Genomic DNA, 19,207 nt, shown 5'->3' on the forward strand with positions numbered 1-19,207 from the left:
ACAAATCGTTGTCCCGGCTGACTTTACTGGCTTAGCCTCGGCGAAACGATCCGCGAAAGGGACTGCGATGACGTACGACGTGTTTATTGGTGACAGGGTGTTTTCCAGCTGGTCAATGCGGGGCTGGCTGATGTTCGAGAAGTTCGGCATCCCCAAGAAAACCCACATGGTCGGCCTCTATGATGGCACCATGGGCGAGGATCTAGCAGACCTTGCCCCCGCCCGGCTGGTCCCAGTGATGCGCACCCCCGATGGGATCGTCGTCGGCGAGACGCTGGCGATGGCCGAAACGCTGGCCGAGCGCCACCCCGAGGCGATGATGTGGCCCACCGATCCGGCCGCGCGGGCGCTGGCCCGGTGGCTGGCTGCGGAAATGCACGCGGGCTTTGGCAACCTGCGCAGCCAATGCCCGATGCAGTTGTTGCACCAATACCAGATGCAGCCCAGCCAGTCCGTTCTGGCGGACCTCGCCCGCCTGCAAGACCTGTGGACCCTGGCCCGCACCCGGCACGGAGAGGCCGGCCCGTGGCTGTTCGGCCGCTACTCGCTGGCTGATGTGTTCTTTGCCCCGGTCGCGGCGCGGATCGCGGGGTACAACCTGCCGGTAAGCCCACTGATGCAGGAATATGTCGCCGCGACGCTGGCCGATCCGGTGTTCCGCCGCTGGCGCGCGATGGGCCTGACCAAGTCATACGACCCCGTGCCTTATGCGATGGACCTGCCGATAAAACCCTGGCCCGGCCCCGCCGCCATGCCCGCGCAGGCCGTCACCAGCGGCACACCCGAGAATGATGCCTGCCCCTATTCCGGAGAAGCGGTCACCCATATGGCCGAGTTTGACGGGCGCATCTTCGGCTTTTGCAATGCATTCTGCCGGGACAAGACTGTCGCCGATCCGCTGGCCTGGCCGAAATTCTCGGCGCTGCTGTAGGCATTAACCTTTCCTCAACCTTCCGGGGCTTAACCTTCGTTAACCTTGAAGGATGAGGAGAGCGCATGGTCGCCCGGGCATATACCGTCGCGTTCGAAGGCGTCAGCGCCCGCACGGTCGAAGTCCAATGCGCCGTCACCCCTGGCATGCCCGCGTTTTCCATCGTGGGCCTGCCGGACAAGGCGGTGTCCGAGGCGCGTGATCGCGTGCGGACGGCGTTGGCCTCGATGGCGATTGCGTTGCCGTCCAAGCGGATCACCGTCAACCTGTCCCCCGCAGACATGCCGAAAGAGGGCAGCCATTTCGACCTGCCCATCGCTCTGGCCCTTTTGGCGGCACTGGACATTATCCCGCGCGATGCGGTCGAGACGACAACCGCGCTGGGGGAATTGTCACTGGACGGATCATTGGTGCCCGTGATCGGCGCCCTGCCCGCCGCGATGGCCGCCGCCGAGGCGGATCGCCAGCTACTGTGCCCCAAACCCTCGGGGGCTGAGGCGGCGTGGGTCGGCGCCTGTCAGGTCATCGCCGCCCCCGGTTTAGCCGATGTCGTGCGCCATTTCTCAGGGCAAAACCCGTTGTCACCGGCCCTACCGGGCGAGGTTTTGGCCGATACGCAGGGCAAATGTTTGCGGGATGTAAAGGGCCAGGAACGTGCCAAACGGGCGCTGGAGATCGCAGCCGCCGGACGCCACCACCTGATGATGATCGGCACGCCCGGGTCCGGCAAATCCATGCTGGCCGCCCGCCTGCCCGGCATTCTGCCGCCGCTGACCCCGGCCGAGGCGCTGGAAACCTCGATGATCCATTCGCTGGCCGGGTTGCTGGACGAGGGTGGGATTTCCCGGATCCGCCCGTTCCGGGAACCGCATCACACCGCCTCGATGGCGGCGATTGTGGGCGGCGGGCGCGGTGCCAAACCGGGCGAGATCAGTCTGGCGCATAACGGCGTGCTGTTCATGGACGAGTTTCCGGAATTTCCGCGGACGGTGCTGGAAACCCTGCGCCAACCGATCGAGACCGGAGAGGTCATGGTCGCCCGCGCCAACGCCCATGTGAAATACCCCTGCCGGTTCATGCTGATCGCGGCGGCCAACCCCTGCCGCTGCGGGTATCTGTCCGACCCGTCGCGCGCCTGTGGCCGCGCCCCCACCTGCGGCGAGGATTATCTGGGCCGGATCAGCGGCCCGCTGATGGACCGGTTCGATCTGCGGGTCGAGGTGCCGCCAGTCAGCTACGCCGACCTTGACCTGCCGCCAAGCGGAGAGAGCTCTGCCGAGGTCGCGCTCCGCGTCGCCAACGCCCGCGCGGTTCAGGCTGACAGGTACGAAAACGAACCCGATGCGCGCCTGAATTCAGACATCGAGGGCACCTTGCTGGACCGCGTCGCAACGCCCGATGCCGCTGGCAAGGATCTGCTGACCAAGGTCGCGGACCGCCTTGGCCTGTCCGCGCGCGGCTATCACCGTGTGTTGCGTGTCGCGCGCACGATTGCTGATCTGGACGGCAGCGATGCCGTACAGCGCCACCACGTGGCCGAGGCGGTGTCGTTCCGCCTCAGCTCTGTCAGGGAAAACAGCTGATCGCGACAGCGATCAGGCGCGCTTGGCTTCGATCACTTCCCAGATCCGCGCGGCGGTGTTGGTGCCGTCAAAACGCTCCAACTCCTGAATGCCGGTGGGCGAGGTCACGTTGATCTCGGTCAGGTAGTCGCCGATCACATCGATACCGACGAAGACCAGCCCCTTTTCCTTGAGGCGCGGGCCGATCGTGGCGCAAATCTCCTGATCGCGCGCCGACAGGCCGATCTTTTCGGGACGCCCGCCGACATGCATGTTCGAGCGAGTCTCGCCCGCTTGCGGCACACGGTTGATCGCGCCAACGGGTTCGCCATCGACCAGAATGACCCGTTTGTCGCCCTTGCTGACGTCCGGCAGGTATTTCTGCACGATCAGCGGCTCGCGCGAGAATCCGGTGAACAGCTCGTGCAGGGAACTGAGGTTGCGGTCGCTTTCGGTCAGGCGGAACACGCCAGCGCCGCCGTTGCCATAAAGCGGCTTCAGGATGACATCGCCGTGCTTTTCCTTGAACGCGCGGATCGTCGGCAGGTCGCGCGCGATGGTGGTCGGCGGGGTCAGTTCGGGGAAATCCAGAACCATCAGCTTTTCAGGGTAGTTGCGCACCCAGAACGGATCGTTGACCACCAGCGTCTTGGGATGAATCCGCTCCAGCAGGTGAGTCGTGGTGATGTAGAACATGTCAAACGGCGGGTCCTGACGCAGCCAGACCACGTCGAATTCCGACAGGTCGACCTCGGTCTCGGCGCCAAGGGAGTAGTGGTTGCCTTCGACGCGTTGCACGGTCAGCGGCCAGCCCTTGGCCGTAATGCGCCCTTCCTGATAGGCGAGGCGATCCGGCGTGTAATAGAACAGCTCGTGCCCGCGCGCCTGCGCTTCGAGGGCGATGCGGAACGTGCTGTCCGCGTTGATGTTGATCGGCCCGATCGGGTCCATCTGGAAAGCGATTTTCATGCTCGGTCCCCTTGCTTGGTTGCCCCTTACATGGCGCAAGGGACCGGGCGAGGCAAATCAGAAATGGCTGAAACAATTTTCCATGATCTGCGGCGCGCCGGTCTTGTCGACACATGCCAGATCAAACCGCACCTCGGTCAGGCTGCCCGAGGGGAGCGTTCCGATGAATTCCTCGGCAGCGGCATGGATGCGGCGCATCTGCGGCGGGCCAAGCCGGGTGATGGCAGACTGGATGCTGGAGGCGGCCTTCACCTCGACGAAAACGATGGTTTCGCGGTCTTGCAGGATCAGGTCGATTTCACCGCCCCGTCCGCGCCACCGTCGGTGCAGCAGGTGCAGACCCAGGGATTGATAGTGACGCAGAACCTGATCCTCTGCGCTTTGGCCGAACTGGTATGCAACGGCGCCTTTTCGTTGGCGGTGCAGGTTCGGCGTTGTGGTCATCTGTCCTTGTCCATTTTCAGCGCGAGTTGATAGACCTGCCGGCGCGGCAGCCCGGTCTGCGCGGCCACCATGTCCGCGGCATCCCGGACCGAGCCGTTCTGCAAAGCCTGCTGGATCAGAGTCTCTAGGTCGTCTTCGTTAATTTCAGGTGAACCGGCGCGGTCGATCAGGACCACGATTTCGCCCTTCAGCGCCCGCTCCTCGCATTGCACCGCCAATTCGGACAGCGGGGCGCGCAGGACTTCCTCGAACTTCTTGGTCAGCTCGCGGCAGACGGCGGCGTCGCGGTTCGGGCCCAGAACCTCGGCCGCGTCACGCAGCATCGACGCGATCCGCTTGGGCGATTCGTAAAAGACCAGCGTCCCCGGTACGTCCTTCAACTCTCGCAGGGCGGATTTCCGCTGGCCCGACGCGTTGGGTAGAAAGCCGTTGAAGAAGAATCGGTCGGTCGGCAAACCGCCCACCGTCAGCGCGGTGATGACGGCCGAGGCGCCGGGCGCAGAGACGACGGTGTGTCCTTCTTCGCGCGCTGCGCGGGCCAGATCAAAGCCGGGATCGGCGACCATCGGCGTGCCCGCCTCAGAGGCGTAGGCGACCGATTTCCCCTCGTTCAAAAGGGCCATCAGGCGCGGGCGCATCTGTCCACCGTTGTGATCGTGATAGCTGAGGACGGGCCGGTCGCGCAGGTGGACGCCGTGAATATCCATCAGTTTGCGCAGGCTGCGGGTGTCCTCGGCCACCAGCACATCGGCCGAAGCCAGAATGTCCAACGCGCGCAAGGTTATGTCGCGCGCCGTTCCGATCGGTGTTGCAATCAGATACAGGCCGGGTGCCATCGGTGTGATTTGCGGATTCAACACTGGACCCCTTCTGCACGGTGTCTATTATCGGGCGCAAACGCCCACGGGCGTCCTTTTGCCCATTCCCAGGGAGTAAAGCCAGTCCATGTTCGCCGTTTTGTCCCGTACCCGCAACCTGATTGCCCGTTTGTTCGCCCTGCTCAGCCTTGTTGTGCTGGCCTCGTGCGAACCGATTGCGGGGGGCGGTCCGCTGATCAACACCCAAGCCCCGGTGCCCGTCGCCCTGTTGGTGCCGCGCGGCAGCGGCAATACTGGTGACGATATCCTGGCGCTGAGCCTGGAAAACGCGGCCCGTCTGGCCATCGCCGATCTGGAAGGCATCAATATCGATCTGCGGGTCTATGACACTGCTGGCGACCCCGCAACCGCGCAAAAGCAAGGCATTCGCGCCGTTGACGAAGGCGCCAAGATCGTCCTTGGCCCGGTCTACAGCGCCGAGGCCAATGCCGTTGCCGTCAGCGTCGCGGCGCGCGGGGTGAACGTGCTGTCCTTCTCGAACAACGCCACCATCGCGGGCGGCAACCTGTTCATTCTGGGCCCGACCTTTGAAAACACCGCCAAGCGGCTGGTGCGTTATGCTTCGACCCAGGGCAAGGGCAACATCGTCATCGCACATGACAACAACCTGGCCGGTCAGTTGGGCAAGAACGCCATCCAGACCGCGATTGGCCAGACCGGCGGTGCCTCGATGGCGGCCACGGTGGGCTATGAGTTCTCGCAGCAGGGGGTGGTCGATGCCATTCCGCAAATCCGCGAGGCCGTGCAAAGCGGCGCGGCCAATGCGCTGTTCCTGACCGCCAACACCGATGGCGCGCTGCCTCTGGTGACGCAGCTGCTGTCCGAAACCGGCGTGAACGCCCAGACCGTGCAGTATATCGGCCTGACCCGCTGGGACGTCCCGCCGCAAACGCTGGAGATGCCGGCGGTTCAGGGCGCGTGGTTCGCCATGCCCGACCCGACCATGACCGCGCGCTTCAGCAGCCGTTACGGCCAAGCGTATCAGTCGCAGCCGCACTCGATCGGCGGGCTGGCCTATGACGGGATCGCGGCCATTGGCGCGCTGGTCAAAGCTGGCCAAAGCGACGCCCTGACCGGGGCCGCCCTGACGCAGGGCGCGGGCTTTCAGGGTGTGAACGGCATCTTCCGTCTGCGCAGCGACGGCACCAACGAGCGTGGCCTGGCCATCGCCCAAATCCAGAACAAGAAAGTCGTGATCATCGACGCCGCCCCCCGCACTTTCGCGGGCAGCGGTATGTAATCCAAAGATCCTATCATGAAAGATACGCCTGAAGCGCCGGACAGCCTGATCTGTCCGGCAACGCGCATTTTCGATGCGGCCTCGGTGGACGCACAGATCGCCGCTGCTACCAAAGGCAAAAGCGATCCCGCTGACATCCGCTCGGCCGTGGTGCCGATCTTGCTACAGGCCCGCAAGGACGGGATGGACGCGATCGAGGCGGCCTTTACTGCCCAGCCCCTAGCGGCCCGGCCCACGACGCGGGCCTATACCTGGCTGACCGATTGCATCGTCATCACCGCAATGGACATCGCCACCCGTCTGATGGCACCGAAAGGCGCCAAGCCCGAGCAGATGACCGTGATCGCCGTCGGCGGCTATGGCCGGGGAGAGATGGCGCCGTTTTCGGACGTGGACCTGCTGTTCCTGACGCCGCACCGGATCACCCCCTGGGCCGAGCAGATCATCGAGTCGATGCTCTATATCCTGTGGGATCTGCGGCTGAAGGTCGGGCACTCGTCGCGCACCATCAAGGACTGCATCAAGCTGGGCCGCGAGGATTTCACCATCCGCACCGCCCTGCTGGAGCATCGCGTCCTCACCGGCGACCGCGCATTGGCGACTGAGCTGGACCAGCGCCTGTGGTCCGAACTTTTCAAAGGCACGGCCGCTGAATTCATCGAGGCCAAACTGGCCGAGCGCGACGCCCGCCACAACCGGCAGGGCGGCCAGCGTTACGTGGTCGAACCGAACGTGAAAGAGGGCAAGGGCGGTCTGCGCGACCTGCAATCGCTGTTCTGGATCGCCAAGTATCTGCACCAGGTTCAGGACACCGCGGAACTTGTCCGCCTGAAGGTGTTCACCGCCGACGAGTACAAGACCTTCATCCGGGCCGAGGATTTCCTCTGGGCGGTCCGCTGCCACCTGCACCTGTTCACCGGGCGCTCCTCGGACCAGCTGACGTTTGACCTGCAGGTCGAGGTCGCCGCTCGGATCGGCTATACCGACAAGGGCGGGCGCCGCGCGGTCGAGCATTTCATGCAGGACTATTTCCGCCACGCGACCGCAACCGGCGACCTGACCCGCATCTTCCTTACCAAACTGGAAGCCATGCACGTCAAAAGCGCCCCCCTGCTCGAGCGCATCTTTCGCCGGACGCCCAAGGTCAAGGGAGGCTACAAGGTCATCCACAACCGTCTGGCAATCGAGAACGAGAAAAAGTTCCTGTCCGACAAGCTGAACCTGCTGCGCCTGTTCGAAGAGGGCCTGCGGACCGGGATGCTGATCCACCCCGACGCCATGCGTCTGGTGACGGCCAACCTGCACTTGATCGACGACGACATGCGCAACGACCGCGAGGCGCAGCGCATTTTCATGGACCTGCTGCTGAAGCACGGCAACCCCGAACGCGCCCTGCGCCGCATGAACGAACTGGGCGTTCTGGCTGCCTTCATCCCCGAGTTCGAACCGATCGTGGCGATGATGCAGTTCAACATGTACCACCACTACACGGTGGACGAGCACACGATCCAATGTATCCGCGTCCTCAGCCAGCTGGAGCACGGCGACCTGATCGAGGAATTGCCGGTCGTCAGCGGCATCCTGAAACGGGGCGTGAACCGCCGCATCATCTATACGGCGCTGCTGCTGCATGACATCGGCAAAGGCCGGGACGAGGATCACTCGGTCCTTGGCGCGCAGATCGCCCGCAAGGTGGCCCCGCGCCTTGGCCTGTCCAAGGCTGATTGCGAGACGGTCGAATGGCTGGTCCGCTATCACCTGCTGATGTCCGACATGGCGCAGAAACGTGACCTGTCCGACCCGCGCACCCTGCGCGACTTTGCCAAGGCCGTGAAGAACCGCAAGCGGCTGGACCTGCTGGCCATCCTGACGGTCTGCGATATCCGGGGCGTCGGCCCGGGCACCTGGAACAACTGGAAGGCCATGCTGCTGCGCCAGTTGCACAAGGAAACCGCCCAGGCGCTGGAACACGGGCTTGAAGAGCTGAACCGCGAGAACCGGGGCGCCGAGGCACGCCGCTCGCTGCGTGATGCGCTGGACGGTTGGGACCCCGCCGCCCTGCGCCACGAAACCAGCCGGCATTATCCGCCCTACTGGCAGGGTCTGAACACGCAGACGCATGTCATCTTTGCCAACCTTCTGCGCGGCATTCCGGATGACGAGGTTCGCATCGACCTGCACTTGGACGCCGACCGCGACGCTACGCGCGCCTGCTTTGCGCTGGTGGACCACCCCGGCATCTTCTCGCGTCTGGCGGGAGCGCTGGCGCTGGTGGGCGCGAACGTCGTCGATGCGCGGACCTATACCTCGAATGACGGCTACGCCACGGCGGTGTTCTGGATTCAGGACGCCGACGGCCACCCCTTCGAGGAAGCCCGCCTGCCCCGCCTGCGCCAGATGATCCTGAAAACCCTGAAGGGCGAAGTCGTGGCCACCGAAGCCATCAAATCGCGCGACAAGATCAAGAAACGCGAACGCGCGTTCAAGGTGCCCACCTCGATCACCTTCGACAACGAAGGCTCGGACATCTACACGATCATCGAGGTCGACACCCGCGACCGCCCCGGCCTGCTGTTCGATCTGACCCGCACGATGGCCGCCAACAACGTCTATATCGCCAGCGCCGTGATCGCTACGTACGGGGAGCAAGTCGTCGACACGTTCTACGTCAAGGACATGTTCGGGCTGAAGTTCCACTCGGCCGCCAAGCAGAAGGCACTGGAACGCAAGCTGCGCGAAGCGATCGACAAAGGTGTGGAAAGGGCCATTTCGTGAAACCCATCCGCCTGATCTCGGGCTTTCTGACGGTCGGGGTCTGGACCCTGGCCAGCCGCATTCTGGGCTTTGTCCGGGATGCAATCATCCTGGCCTATCTGGGCACCGGCCCCGCGTACGAGGCCTATGTGGTGGCCTTCCGCCTGCCCAACATGTTCCGCCGCTTCTTTGCCGAGGGCGCGTTCAACATGGCCTTCATCCCGATCTTTTCCAAGAAGCTGGAGGGGGGCGAGGATGCCGAGGGCTTTGCCGCGCAGGCGTTCGCCGGGTTGGCCTCGATCCTGATCCTGATCACATTGGCTGCGCAGGCGGTGATGCCGTGGATGATCTACGGGCTGGCCTCGGGGTTTGCGGGGCAGGAACAGTTTGATTTGTCAGTGGAATTCGCGCGGATTGCCTTTCCCTACATCCTGTTCATCTCGCTGGCTGCGCTGCTGTCAGGGGTGCTGAACGCGCTGGGGCGCTTTGCCGCCGCGGCCGCAGCACCGGTGCTGCTGAACGTGCTGCTGGTGGGGGTGATGATCGTGGCCGCCCTGACCGGAGGCGACATCGCCCGCGCCCTGATCTGGACCATCCCGCTGGCGGGCATGGCGCAACTTGCGCTGGTCTGGATCGCAGCGCGCAAGGCCGGGTTCCACGTGCATTTCCAGCGTCCCCGGATGACGCCTGACATGCGCCGGCTGATCCGCGTCGCCGTACCCGCCGCGCTGGCCGGGGGCGTGGTGCAGGTAAACCTGCTGGTCGGCCAACAGGTCGCCAGCTATTTCGAGCGCGCCGTGGGCTGGCTCTATGCCGCCGACCGGCTGTATCAGCTGCCGTTGGGCGTGGTCGGCATCGCGATTGGCGTGGTGCTGCTGCCCGACCTGTCGCGCCGTCTGAAGGCCCGCGACGACGAGGGCGCGCGCAATGCGCTGTCCCGCGCGGCCGAGGTTTCCCTGGCGCTGACCATACCCGCCGCCGTGGCGCTGGTGGTCATCCCGGGGCCGTTGGTCTCGGTCCTATTCCAGCGCGGAGCGACGACATCGGCGGACGTGCAGGCGATCGCGCTGGCCGTGGCGATCTACGGGTTGGGCCTGCCTGCCTTCGTGATTCAGAAAATCCTGCAACCGCTGTTCTTTGCGCGCGAGGATACGCGCCGCCCGTTTAACTACGCGGTCGCCTCGATGGTGGTGAATGCCGGGATTGCAATCGGTCTGGCCCCGGTTGCTGGATGGATTTCCTGTGCGATTGCAACGACTTTCGCCGCCTGGGCGATGGTCGGCCTGCTGTCACGCGGCGCCCGCCCGTTCGGAGACGTGGCCCGGTTCGATGCCCGGTTCCACCGCCGGATCTGGCGGATCGTCGCAGCCTCGGGGATCATGGGCGTCTGCCTGTGGGGCGCGGCCTGGCTGATGGAGGGCGCATTGCACGCCTCCGGCCTGCGCTACGCGGCCTTGCTGGCGTTGGTTCTGATCGGCATGGTCAGCTATTTCGGCGCGGGCCAGATCATCGGCGCATTCCGTCTGGCCGAGTTCAAACGCTCGTTCAAGCGCGGCGGTTAACGGTGGCGCAGGCGGTCGCGCAAGCGCCGCCAGCCCCCCGGCACCAACACGAAGGACACCACGAACCCGACGATGAACCCGCCGACATCGGCGATCCAATCGGGCTGTCCGCCGAAAATCAGGCCGAAAATCAACTGGATACCCATCAGCACGCCGATCAGACGGAAGGCTTGCAGCCGGTTGCCGCCGACCAAGGTCTGATGGGTGAACAGCAAGAAGGAATAGGCCCCGATCAACGCATAAACGCCCGGGAACGCGCCGATCAGCGCGAATTGCGTGTCCACGATCAGCCCGTAAATCACCGCCCCCGCGACGATGCCCAGCACGAACACCAGCAGCGTCGCCAGCTGCGAGAACACCTTGCCGACCATATTCCCCAGCGCCAAAACCATGACGCCCGCGAACACGGCCTGCGTCAGGCTGCTATGGATGAACGCGTAAGAGACGAAGCGGATCAGATGCTCGGCCGGGTATTGGCCCAGTTCCAGCATCCTGTTGAAAATCAACGCAGAAAACCCGTAAGTCTGCACCGCGTCCAGCCGCCAACCCACCGCCTGCGGCCCTCCGGCCAGACCGCGCGCGCCCAGATCAAAGGCGATCTCGATCCCCATGATCAGCAGGAACAGCGCGACCACGACGGGCGGCACGGTGTTGAATGGGGCGTTATTTTCTTCGCTCATCGGGCTTTCCTTGACGCAGGTTCAGGGCATGGGTAAGCCACCCTCACCAATAAATCCAGACGGAGATACACCATGTCGGATGCGGTCCAAACGCAATCCAATCCGAACGCCGCTTTCAAACAGCGCGTGTTTTCGGGCATCCAGCCCTCGGGCGGGCTGACCCTGGGCAACTATCTGGGCGCGATCAAGCGCTTCGTGGAAAAGCAGCACGACGGGATCGAGACGATCTATTGCGTCGTGGACCTGCACGCGATCACCGTCTGGCAAGACCCCGAAGCCCTGCGCAAACAAACGCGCGAACTGACCGCCGGCTTTATCGCCAGCGGGATCGATCCGGAAAAATCCATTCTTTTCAATCAGTCGCAGGTGACCGAGCACGCTCAGCTGGGATGGATTTTCAACTGCGTGGCGCGCATGGGCTGGATGCAGCGCATGACCCAGTGGAAGGATAAGGCGGGCAAGAATGCTCAGAACGCCTCGCTGGGGTTGTTCGCTTATCCGTCGCTGATGGCGGCTGACATTCTGCTGTACCACGCGACCGAAGTTCCGGTGGGCGAGGACCAGAAACAGCACGTCGAGCTGACGCGGGACATCGCGATCAAGTTCAACCATGACTATGGCGTCGACTTCTTCCCGATCCCGGATCCGGTGATCGAAGGGGCGGCCACGCGGGTTATGTCCTTGAGAGATGGGACAAAAAAGATGTCGAAGTCCGATCCGTCGGATGCCAGCCGCATCAACATGACCGACGACGCCGACACGATCGCCAAGAAAATCCGCAAGGCCAAGACCGATCCCGAGGCTTTGCCGAGCGAAATTAAAGGCTTGGACGATCGCCCGGACGCGCGCAACCTGGTCAACATCTACGCAGCACTAGCCGACCAATCGGTGGACGCCGTTCTGGCCGAGGTTGGCGGCAAGCAGTTTTCCGAGTTCAAACCGATGCTGGCCGATCTGGCGGTTGAGAAGCTGTCGCCGATTTCCATGGAAATGCAACGGCTTATGCAAGACCCGGCCGAGATCGACCGCATCCTGGGCCGTGGTGCCGAGCGTGCGCGCGAGATCGCCGCGCCGATCCTGGCCAAGACCTATGACATCGTCGGCATGATCCGCAGCTGACGATTTCGCCCCGCGCCGGCCCACCCGGCGCGGGGCATTCATGTTCGGGTAATCCCGGAAATTGTATGATTCTCGCTGAAAATCGTACGTTCAGATCAGGCGCACGCGGGTGCCGACCTCGACCAGATCGAACAGCTCTGCAATCTTCTCGTTATAGAGGCCAATACAGCCGTCCGAGGACCGCCGACCGATCTTGCGCGTGTCGTGGGTGCCGTGGATGCGGTAGTACTGCCAGCTGAGATACAGCGCGTGGGTGCCCAGCGGATTTTGCGGCCCGGCGGGGATGAAGGCGGGGAGCGAGGGATCGCGCTCGCGCATCGAGGGGGTGGGCGTCCAACGCGGGCCCTTCACCTTTTTCACGACATGGGTATCGCCCAGCCGGGTCAGTTCACGCGACATCGGGACCGAGGTCGGATACAGGCGGTAATCCAGCCCGTCGCCCGACCAGTAGTGCAGCGCGCGCGAGTCGGTATCGGCGACGATCACCCCGACGCCAAGCGAGTCGAAATGGTCGCGCCAATCCACCCGCGCAAAGCTGGAGATGTTGCGGCGCACGGCGGGATCCGTGGCGCGCTCCTCTTGCGCGAGGGCGCGGAGCGGGAGCAGAGCGGGCGCGGCCAAGGCGGCGGCGCCCAGCATCAGGGATCGGCGGGAAACGGTCATGGGGTCCTCGGTCTTTTGCTGCAAGTGCAAAAGACCTCAGGCAGGCGCGGGGCTCAACTCACGATCCGGTGTGCTGCGCGTGAGCTTAGCCGAATTTCACGAACAGCTTGGCGTAGGGCTTTTTCAGACCGGCCAGCGCGGATTTGACGGTGGCCATGTCACCGCTGCGGGCGGCGTCCATCAGCGCGGCAACCGAGGCGGCAAATTCGGCGCTGAGCGTGTCATATTCGGCATTACCGGCCGCTTCGGGCGGGGGCGAGGCCAGCAGGTCGCCGGACAGATAGGCCAGAACGGCGGCTTTCTCGCGCAGCAGGGCCAGCGCGTCGGGCTGGGACAGATCGAAGGTCAGCACACCCTCCATCTGGGCGTGGTAGGCGTTCATGCGGTCCGAGTAGCTTTCGATGCCGTTGCGGGCATGCATGTCCGACAGCACGTCGCGGACATGTTCCAGCGTTTCGTGGGCTTCGGGCAGCTGACCGGCCAGAACCTCGGCCTGGGCGGCAGACAGCGCGGCGGTCACGTCCTGCACGGTGGCGGGCCAGCCGGTATCCTCGGCCAGATGGGCGGGGGGCGTGGCGCCGTAGCTGGCGGCGAACTGACCCCAGGCGGCGGCAAAGCCCTTCATCGCCTGCGTCGCGGTTTCGGGCGAGCCGGCGTTGGTCTGGAACAGGGCGGCGCGATAGCGGGCGTACATGCCGCGATAGGCCGCGTCGAAATCGGCCAGCGGGCCAGCGATCGCGGGGGCGGCCAGCGACAGGCCAAGGATCAGGGGAAGAAAGGCGCGTTTCATCGGGGACTCCGGGTTGGGATGGCGCACACATGCCATGCGGAGAATGTGTGCGCCTTGATTGGCGTCAAATCGCGCGGTCAGTTGGAGAAGGTGCCGTGCCGTTCGCGGCGGAAGAAGACCATGATGCCGGGTTCGCGGAAATGCACGCGGGTGCCGTTGTCATAGGCGCGGACGGTCATGCAGGTCAGATCGGCGGGCGGTGGTTCGGGGTTGAACCACTGGCAATAGAGATCGCCCTTGATCCACCAGCGGCCGGTCTTGGGATAGGTCTTGTGTTTCACCAGCAGCGGGCGCCATTGCAACACGGTGGTGCCGTCGGCGGCCCAGGTCTGGACCTCGGCGGCCATGTCGGGCGGGTTCTTGTAGTCGTCGGTTTCGCGGGGCAAGTCGTAGGTGACAGTGCGCCCTTCCAGCAGGCGCTGGATCGGGTGGCGGGTGTCGCCGGCGGGCAGGCAGGCGGCCAGCAACGGCAAGGCAAGCAGGGCAAGGAAACGGAGCATGGGAAATCCTGTGGTCTGAATGCGCGCAGTGTCGGCGGCGGCGGGGCGTTGCGTCAAGCGGGTGCGCGATCAAAACCCCGTCAAACTACGGTATCGACCCTGCCGGACACGCCCCGTAGCCTGCGCCCTCAAAGGAGCACCAAAATGGCACTGAGCAACACGATCCGCACCTATTTCAACGGCACCTGGCATCAGGGCGACGTCAACGTCATGGGGGCGGCCGATCATGGCGCCTGGCTGGGCAGCAACGTGTTCGACGGGGCGCGGTTCTTTGACGGCCTGACCCCGGATCTGGAGGCGCATTGCGCGCGGGTCAACCGCTCGGCCCGGGCGCTGATGATCGAGCCGACGGTGGAAACCGACGAGATGGTCGCGCTGGTGCGCGAGGGGCTGAAGGGGTTCCAAGCCGGCGAGGCGGTCTATATCCGCCCGATGTACTGGGCGATCAACGGCGATGCGTCCGGCATCGTGCCGACGCCCGAAGCAACCGGATTCGCGATCTGCCTGGAGGCGATCCCGATGGCCGCCCCCGAGGCCAGTACAACGCTGACCCGCACCCGTTTCCGCCGCCCGGTGCTGGAGGACGCAGTGTGCAACGCCAAGGCCGGGTGCCTGTACCCGAACAACGCGCGGATGCTGGCCGAAGCGAAGTCCAAGGGCTTTGGCAATGCGCTGGTCGCTGACGCGATGGGCAATGTCGCCGAAAGCGCCACGGCGAACGTGTTCATGGTCAAGGACGGAGAGGTGTTCACTCCGATCGCCAACGGCACCTTCCTGGCCGGGATCACCCGCGCGCGGCACATCAAGAACCTGCGGGCAGACGGAATCACCGTGCACGAGACGGTGCTGACGTTCGATGATTTCCACAAGGCGGACGAGGTGTTCCTGTCGGGCAACATGAACAAGGTCACGCCAGTGACCGCGTTCGACGACACGCGCTATGCGGTGGGGCCGGTGACGAAACGGACGCGCGAGCTGTATTGGGATTGGGCGCACTCGGGCTGAGCGGGGCGGTGCAAAATTCTTTCGAAGAATTTTGCCCGGAAAATTTGAAATTTTCCGGGCCTGCGGCGCGAGTATTTGGATCAGAAAGAAACCAGGGGCAGAGTTTGGCCAGCAGGCCGCGGGCGGCATCCTCGATCAGGTCGAGCGTGCCGTCGAAATCCCGCGTGTAATAGGGATCGGGGACCGAGGTGGCGGTTTGCTGGGTGGCGAACTCGGCAAACAGGCGCAGGGGCGTGGTGTTGCCGGTGGGGCGGATCGCCTCGAGATCGGCGAGGTTGGTTTCATCCATCGCCAGGATCAGGTCGAACACGGCGAAATCGGCGGGGATAACCTGACGGGCGCGCAAGGTGGACAGGTCGTAGCCGCGCGCGTGGGCCGCCTGTTGCATCGGGGGATAGGGCGCTTCGCCGACATGCCAGGAGGACGTGCCGGCGCTGTCGAGCGCCAGATGCGGGGCCAGCTGGCGCAGTACGCCCTCGGCCGCAGGCGAGCGGCAGATGTTTCCCAGGCAGACAAGCAGGATACGGGTGGTCATCGGGGCCTCCTTCTGGTTTTGATGCTAGTGCAAGCGGGACCGCCGGTGAAAGAGGTTTCTGCACTGCCAAAACGTCGGAGGACGCCATGGACAAGATCGTGATTCTGACCGGGGCCGGAATTTCGGCAGAGAGCGGACTGGGGACGTTCCGCGACGAGGGGGGCCTGTGGGCCCGCCACCGGATCGAGGATGTCGCCACCCCCGAGGGGTTCGCGCGCAACCCCGCGCTGGTGCACGAGTTCTACAACGCGCGCCGCGTGCAGGCCGCGCAGGCTAGGCCCAATGCCGCGCATGAGGCGCTGTCCCGGCTGGAGCGCGACTACGGTGGCGAGGTGCTGATCGTCACGCAGAACGTGGACGGCCTGCACGAGGCCGCAGGATCACGCAACGTCCTGCATATGCACGGCATTCTGTCGGGGGCCCTGTGTGCCGCATGTGACCACCGCTGGCCCGCGCCCGACCACATGGCCCCCGGCCAGCAATGCCCCGTCTGCGGGGCGCCTGCTGGGCGACCTGACATCGTCTGGTTCGGCGAAATGCCCTATTACATGGACCGGATCTGGGACGAGCTGCGCAGCGCGGATGTCTTTGCCGCGATCGGCACCTCGGGCAACGTCTACCCGGCAGCGGCCTTCGTGCAGGATGCCGACCGCGCCGGCGCCCATACGGTCGAGCTGAACCTGGAACCCTCGGCCGTTGTCTCGGACTTCGCCGAAACCCATTTCGGCCCCGCGACACGGATCGTCCCTGACTGGGTCGACACCCTGCTGCGCCGTCTGGGCATGTGACAAAGCCGGCCCCGCGGGACCGGCTTTACGCTGCGACGACGGCGGCACCGCCGCCCGAGGATGAGCGTTCCCCCCTCGATCAGTTTGACATCTTCTTCATCTGGCCGTTGCCCATCTGCATGTTGCCATGCTTCATTTGGCCCTGCATGGCCTGATCGGGCTTGCGGTTCAGGTCAACGGGCACATCAACCTCGACAGCCCCGGCCTTCTCGAATTGCAGGGTGACATGCACCATGTCGCCATCGGCCAACTGACGGTTCAGGCCCAGGAACATCACGTGATGCCCGCCGCGAACCATCATGATCTTGCCGTCTTTCGGCAGGTCGAACCCTTCCGCAACGTGGATCATCCGCATCACGCCATTGGCGTCTTCCTTGTGGGTGTGCAGCTCGGTCTTTTCGGCCACATCCGAGGTCGCGCCGACCAGATGGTCGTCCTGACCCGTGTGATTCTCGATCACCATGAAAGCGGCGCCCGAGTTCGACATCATCGCCGACACGCGCGCATAAGGCTCGACCACCATGATGCCATCGGCAAATGCAGGCAGGGCCAGAGAAATAGCAGCAGTCGCCGCCAGCAAAGTGGATTTGATCGACATTCTTGTCTGTCCTTTGGTCTGTATCTGAAACAGGGCACGCAGCACCGCGCCGCGACCCGGATGGGTTCAGACGACCAGAGGAGGCCCCCGCGCCCGGGCGGGGACAGGCTGTCCGGCATCGTCATGGCGACCAACGTCGATGCGCAGGGCGGTCACACGACCCAGGGGACGCATGATCTGGGGCGGTTCCTCGCCCAACGCCGCAAACAGCGTCAGCGCGCAATCCGGACAAATATGGGGTTTCCCCACCGGCTGGCCTTTTTCATCAACCAGTACGGAGATGGGACCAGTACCCGTACATAGGACGATCTGGCCAGAGGCAGACGGAATACCCCGCGCAACGGCCATCGACTGGCCCGTCAGGGCCAGCATAAGGGCGAGGGAAATGCCCAGATATGTGCGCAGAAGTTTCGTCATGCCACGATCAGATATATGCCTGATGCGGAATATTGGAAAGCGACAAAACCGCCCAACCCCCACTGTCCGGCCTGCAGGCACGTCCGTCGGAAATTGAGTATTTAGATCAGAAAGAAGCAAGGAGTGCCGTCCTTATCCGAACCGCGCGCGGGCAAAGAAAAGGGGGCGCCTTTCGGCTTCTTTCTGAAAGAAATACTCAAATCCGCCCCCTTTCGCCGATGCAATGCTGGCGGAGAAAAGCAAACAGCCCCGCCGGGTAAGGCAGGGCTGCTAAACCTTGGAAAGGTGCGAGACTTAGGCCGAAGCCTGAGCTTTCGCGATCTCTTTCTTGATTTTCAGAGCGTTGTCCGACAGTTCGGTGTCCTTGGCTTTGGCCAGGAACGCGTCCAGACCGCCGCGGTGGTCGACCGAGCGCAGAGCCGCGGCCGAGATGCGCAGCTTGACGCCGCGACCCAGGGTCTCGGATTGCAGGGTCACGTCGTTCAGGTTCGGAAGGAACCGGCGACGGGTCTTGTTGTTTGCGTGGCTGACATTGTTGCCAGTCATCGGGCCTTTACCGGTCAGTTCGCAGCGGCGCGACATGGGTCTATCCTCATCTCGATCAGCGGGGCGCATCTGACCCCTACAACATAAATGGACGCCGCACAGGCAGCGCCCCGAATTCCGTTCGGCGTCATTAGGCGGAATCATTTGGCGCGTCAAGGGGGGTCTGGCCGGATTCCCGTCAGCCTTGCTGCATCAGCGCCAGAATCTCGGCGGCGGCTGCGGTGGGCGTGGTTTGACCCGAGGCGACCTGTGCACCGAGGTGGGTCATCATGCCTTTGACGGGTTCGCGTTCCAGCCGGGCCAGCAGGCCTTGGCGCACTTCTTGCCCGAACCAGTATTCCGCCTGCGCTGCGCGGCGGCCGGTGAAATGGCCGTTGTCGCGGCGCCAGTCGGTCAGGGTGGTCATTTCTTCCCACGCCTTGGCAAGGCCGTTTTCTTCGAGCGCCGAGACGGTCATCGCCTTGGGGAATTCTGCCGGATCCTGCGGGCGTTTGCGCAGCAGGCGCAGGGCGCCGGCGTAGTCGGCGCAGGTGCGCATGGCGGCGGGTTTCAGGTCTCCGTCCGCTTTGTTCACAAGGATGATGTCGGCCATTTCCATGATGCCGCGTTTGACGCCTTGCAGCTCATCCCCGCCCGCCGGGGCCAAGAGCAGGATGAACAGGTCGGACATTTCCGCGACCACGGTTTCGGACTGGCCGACGCCCACGGTTTCGATCAGCACCACGTCAAAGCCTGCGGCCTCGCACAGGGCCACGGCCTCGCGGGTGCGGCGGGCGACGCCGCCGAGGTGGGATTGCGAGGGGGACGGGCGGATGAAGGCGTTCGGGTCGCGGCTGAGGCGCTCCATCCGGGTTTTGTCGCCCAGGATCGAGCCACCGGAGCGAGCCGAGGACGGGTCCACCGCCAGAACGGCGACCTTCAGCCCCTGCCCGGTCAGCATCATGCCGAAGCTCTCGATAAAGGTGGATTTGCCGACGCCGGGGGTGCCGGACAGGCCGATGCGGATGGCCTGACGGTCGGACTTGCGGGCCAGTGCCTCGATCAGGTCAGCGGCCTGTTCGCGGTGGTCGGCGCGGCTGCTTTCGACCAGGGTGATGGCCCGGGCCAGAGAGCGGCGGTCGCCCGCGATGATCTTGTCACTGAGCTGTTCAATATCCATGGCACCGTCCCGTTTTTACGGGGGTCTACATGCCCCGCGCGGGGGCGATTTGTCCAGAGGCGATGGG

19 protein-coding genes and 1 pseudogene are annotated in these 19,207 nt (G+C 64.2%); 8 read left to right on the forward strand and 12 right to left on the reverse strand.

All coding sequences use genetic code 11. The features are described from left to right. The first annotated feature begins 67 nt into the window (after positions 1 to 67). A complete protein-coding gene (locus E7681_RS00555) occupies positions 68 to 931 on the forward strand; it encodes a glutathione S-transferase (protein ID WP_136337310.1) in 864 nt (287 codons plus the stop codon). A 65-nt stretch (positions 932 to 996) separates the two neighbouring features. Then, positions 997 to 2,514 (forward strand): YifB family Mg chelatase-like AAA ATPase, encoded by a 1,518-nt coding sequence (locus E7681_RS00560; protein ID WP_136337311.1) that lies wholly within the window; start codon positions 997 to 999, stop codon positions 2,512 to 2,514. Between the two features lie 12 nt (positions 2,515 to 2,526). On the opposite strand, the gene gshB is transcribed toward E7681_RS00560, so the two are convergent. The 3 genes from gshB to rsmI are packed head-to-tail and all read right to left on the reverse strand — an operon-like array spanning position 2,527 to position 4,742. Further along, positions 2,527 to 3,462: a glutathione synthase gene (gene gshB, locus E7681_RS00565; RefSeq protein WP_136337312.1), complete on the reverse strand. Its 936-nt coding sequence runs from the start codon at positions 3,460 to 3,462 to the stop codon at positions 2,527 to 2,529. Between the two features lie 57 nt (positions 3,463 to 3,519). Then, on the reverse strand, positions 3,520 to 3,906 hold the full coding sequence (locus E7681_RS00570; protein ID WP_136337313.1) for a YraN family protein: 387 nt from the start codon (positions 3,904 to 3,906) through the stop codon (positions 3,520 to 3,522). After that, complete coding sequence (gene rsmI, locus E7681_RS00575) at positions 3,903 to 4,742, reverse strand: 16S rRNA (cytidine(1402)-2'-O)-methyltransferase (RefSeq protein ID WP_136337906.1); 840 nt, start codon at positions 4,740 to 4,742, stop codon at positions 3,903 to 3,905. Before rsmI ends, E7681_RS00570 begins: the two co-directional genes overlap by 4 nt. Before the next feature lie 109 nt (positions 4,743 to 4,851). Here rsmI and E7681_RS00580 point away from each other — a divergent pair, with 109 nt between their 5' ends. The 3 genes from E7681_RS00580 to murJ are packed head-to-tail and all read left to right on the forward strand — an operon-like array spanning position 4,852 to position 10,340. Beyond that, positions 4,852 to 6,024 (forward strand): penicillin-binding protein activator, encoded by a 1,173-nt coding sequence (locus tag E7681_RS00580; RefSeq protein WP_136337314.1) that lies wholly within the window; start codon positions 4,852 to 4,854, stop codon positions 6,022 to 6,024. Between the two features lie 15 nt (positions 6,025 to 6,039). Then, positions 6,040 to 8,799 carry a [protein-PII] uridylyltransferase gene (locus E7681_RS00585; protein WP_136337315.1) on the forward strand — a complete coding sequence of 920 codons (2,760 nt, stop codon included), beginning with the start codon at positions 6,040 to 6,042 and terminating at the stop codon, positions 8,797 to 8,799. Then, the gene (gene murJ / locus E7681_RS00590) at positions 8,796 to 10,340 is read left to right on the forward strand and encodes a murein biosynthesis integral membrane protein MurJ (RefSeq protein WP_136337316.1); all 1,545 of its coding nucleotides are present in this window, start codon (positions 8,796 to 8,798) and stop codon (positions 10,338 to 10,340) included. Before E7681_RS00585 ends, murJ begins: the two co-directional genes overlap by 4 nt. Here murJ and E7681_RS00595 read toward each other — a convergent pair. Continuing rightward, positions 10,337 to 11,020: a rhomboid family intramembrane serine protease gene (locus E7681_RS00595; RefSeq protein ID WP_136337317.1), complete on the reverse strand. Its 684-nt coding sequence runs from the start codon at positions 11,018 to 11,020 to the stop codon at positions 10,337 to 10,339. The two genes, murJ and E7681_RS00595, sit on opposite strands and share 4 nt — an antisense overlap. A 72-nt stretch (positions 11,021 to 11,092) precedes the next feature. Between E7681_RS00595 and trpS the strand changes: the two genes are divergently transcribed. Further along, positions 11,093 to 12,139: a tryptophan--tRNA ligase gene (gene trpS / locus E7681_RS00600; protein WP_136337318.1), complete on the forward strand. Its 1,047-nt coding sequence runs from the start codon at positions 11,093 to 11,095 to the stop codon at positions 12,137 to 12,139. A 90-nt stretch (positions 12,140 to 12,229) separates the two neighbouring features. On the opposite strand, the gene E7681_RS00605 is transcribed toward trpS, so the two are convergent. The 3 genes from E7681_RS00605 to E7681_RS00615 form a co-directional block, all read right to left on the reverse strand. Continuing rightward, positions 12,230 to 12,802 (reverse strand): L,D-transpeptidase, encoded by a 573-nt coding sequence (locus E7681_RS00605; protein ID WP_136337319.1) that lies wholly within the window; start codon positions 12,800 to 12,802, stop codon positions 12,230 to 12,232. A gap of 85 nt (positions 12,803 to 12,887) precedes the next feature. Next, the gene (locus E7681_RS00610; RefSeq protein WP_136337320.1) at positions 12,888 to 13,592 is read right to left on the reverse strand and encodes a hypothetical protein; all 705 of its coding nucleotides are present in this window, start codon (positions 13,590 to 13,592) and stop codon (positions 12,888 to 12,890) included. Positions 13,593 to 13,669: 77 nt separating this feature from the next. Next, on the reverse strand, positions 13,670 to 14,092 hold the full coding sequence (locus E7681_RS00615; protein ID WP_136337321.1) for a hypothetical protein: 423 nt from the start codon (positions 14,090 to 14,092) through the stop codon (positions 13,670 to 13,672). A gap of 144 nt (positions 14,093 to 14,236) precedes the next feature. Between E7681_RS00615 and E7681_RS00620 the strand changes: the two genes are divergently transcribed. Beyond that, the gene (locus E7681_RS00620) at positions 14,237 to 15,097 is read left to right on the forward strand and encodes a branched-chain amino acid aminotransferase (protein WP_136337322.1); all 861 of its coding nucleotides are present in this window, start codon (positions 14,237 to 14,239) and stop codon (positions 15,095 to 15,097) included. 100 nt (positions 15,098 to 15,197) lie between these two features. Here E7681_RS00620 and E7681_RS00625 read toward each other — a convergent pair. After that, positions 15,198 to 15,632: pseudogene (locus tag E7681_RS00625) on the reverse strand (low molecular weight protein-tyrosine-phosphatase); the annotation flags it as partial. 86 nt (positions 15,633 to 15,718) lie between these two features. Between E7681_RS00625 and E7681_RS00630 the strand changes: the two are divergent. Next, positions 15,719 to 16,420 (forward strand): NAD-dependent deacylase, encoded by a 702-nt coding sequence (locus tag E7681_RS00630; protein WP_136337324.1) that lies wholly within the window; start codon positions 15,719 to 15,721, stop codon positions 16,418 to 16,420. 79 nt (positions 16,421 to 16,499) lie between these two features. On the opposite strand, the gene E7681_RS00635 is transcribed toward E7681_RS00630, so the two are convergent. From E7681_RS00635 to meaB, 4 genes are all read right to left on the reverse strand, one after another. Then, on the reverse strand, positions 16,500 to 17,018 hold the full coding sequence (locus E7681_RS00635; RefSeq protein ID WP_136337325.1) for a copper chaperone PCu(A)C: 519 nt from the start codon (positions 17,016 to 17,018) through the stop codon (positions 16,500 to 16,502). 66 nt (positions 17,019 to 17,084) lie between these two features. Beyond that, positions 17,085 to 17,435 carry a hypothetical protein gene (locus tag E7681_RS00640; protein WP_136337326.1) on the reverse strand — a complete coding sequence of 117 codons (351 nt, stop codon included), beginning with the start codon at positions 17,433 to 17,435 and terminating at the stop codon, positions 17,085 to 17,087. 294 nt (positions 17,436 to 17,729) lie between these two features. Further along, positions 17,730 to 18,017, reverse strand: a complete 288-nt coding sequence (gene rpmB, locus E7681_RS00645) for a 50S ribosomal protein L28 (RefSeq protein ID WP_136337327.1) — start codon at positions 18,015 to 18,017, stop codon at positions 17,730 to 17,732. Positions 18,018 to 18,159: 142 nt separating this feature from the next. Next, positions 18,160 to 19,140: a methylmalonyl Co-A mutase-associated GTPase MeaB gene (gene meaB, locus E7681_RS00650; RefSeq protein WP_136337328.1), complete on the reverse strand. Its 981-nt coding sequence runs from the start codon at positions 19,138 to 19,140 to the stop codon at positions 18,160 to 18,162. Positions 19,141 to 19,207: the final 67 nt, after the last annotated feature.

The organism is Thalassobius vesicularis (assembly GCF_004799325.1).
Lineage (GTDB): Bacteria > Pseudomonadota > Alphaproteobacteria > Rhodobacterales > Rhodobacteraceae > Thalassobius > Thalassobius vesicularis.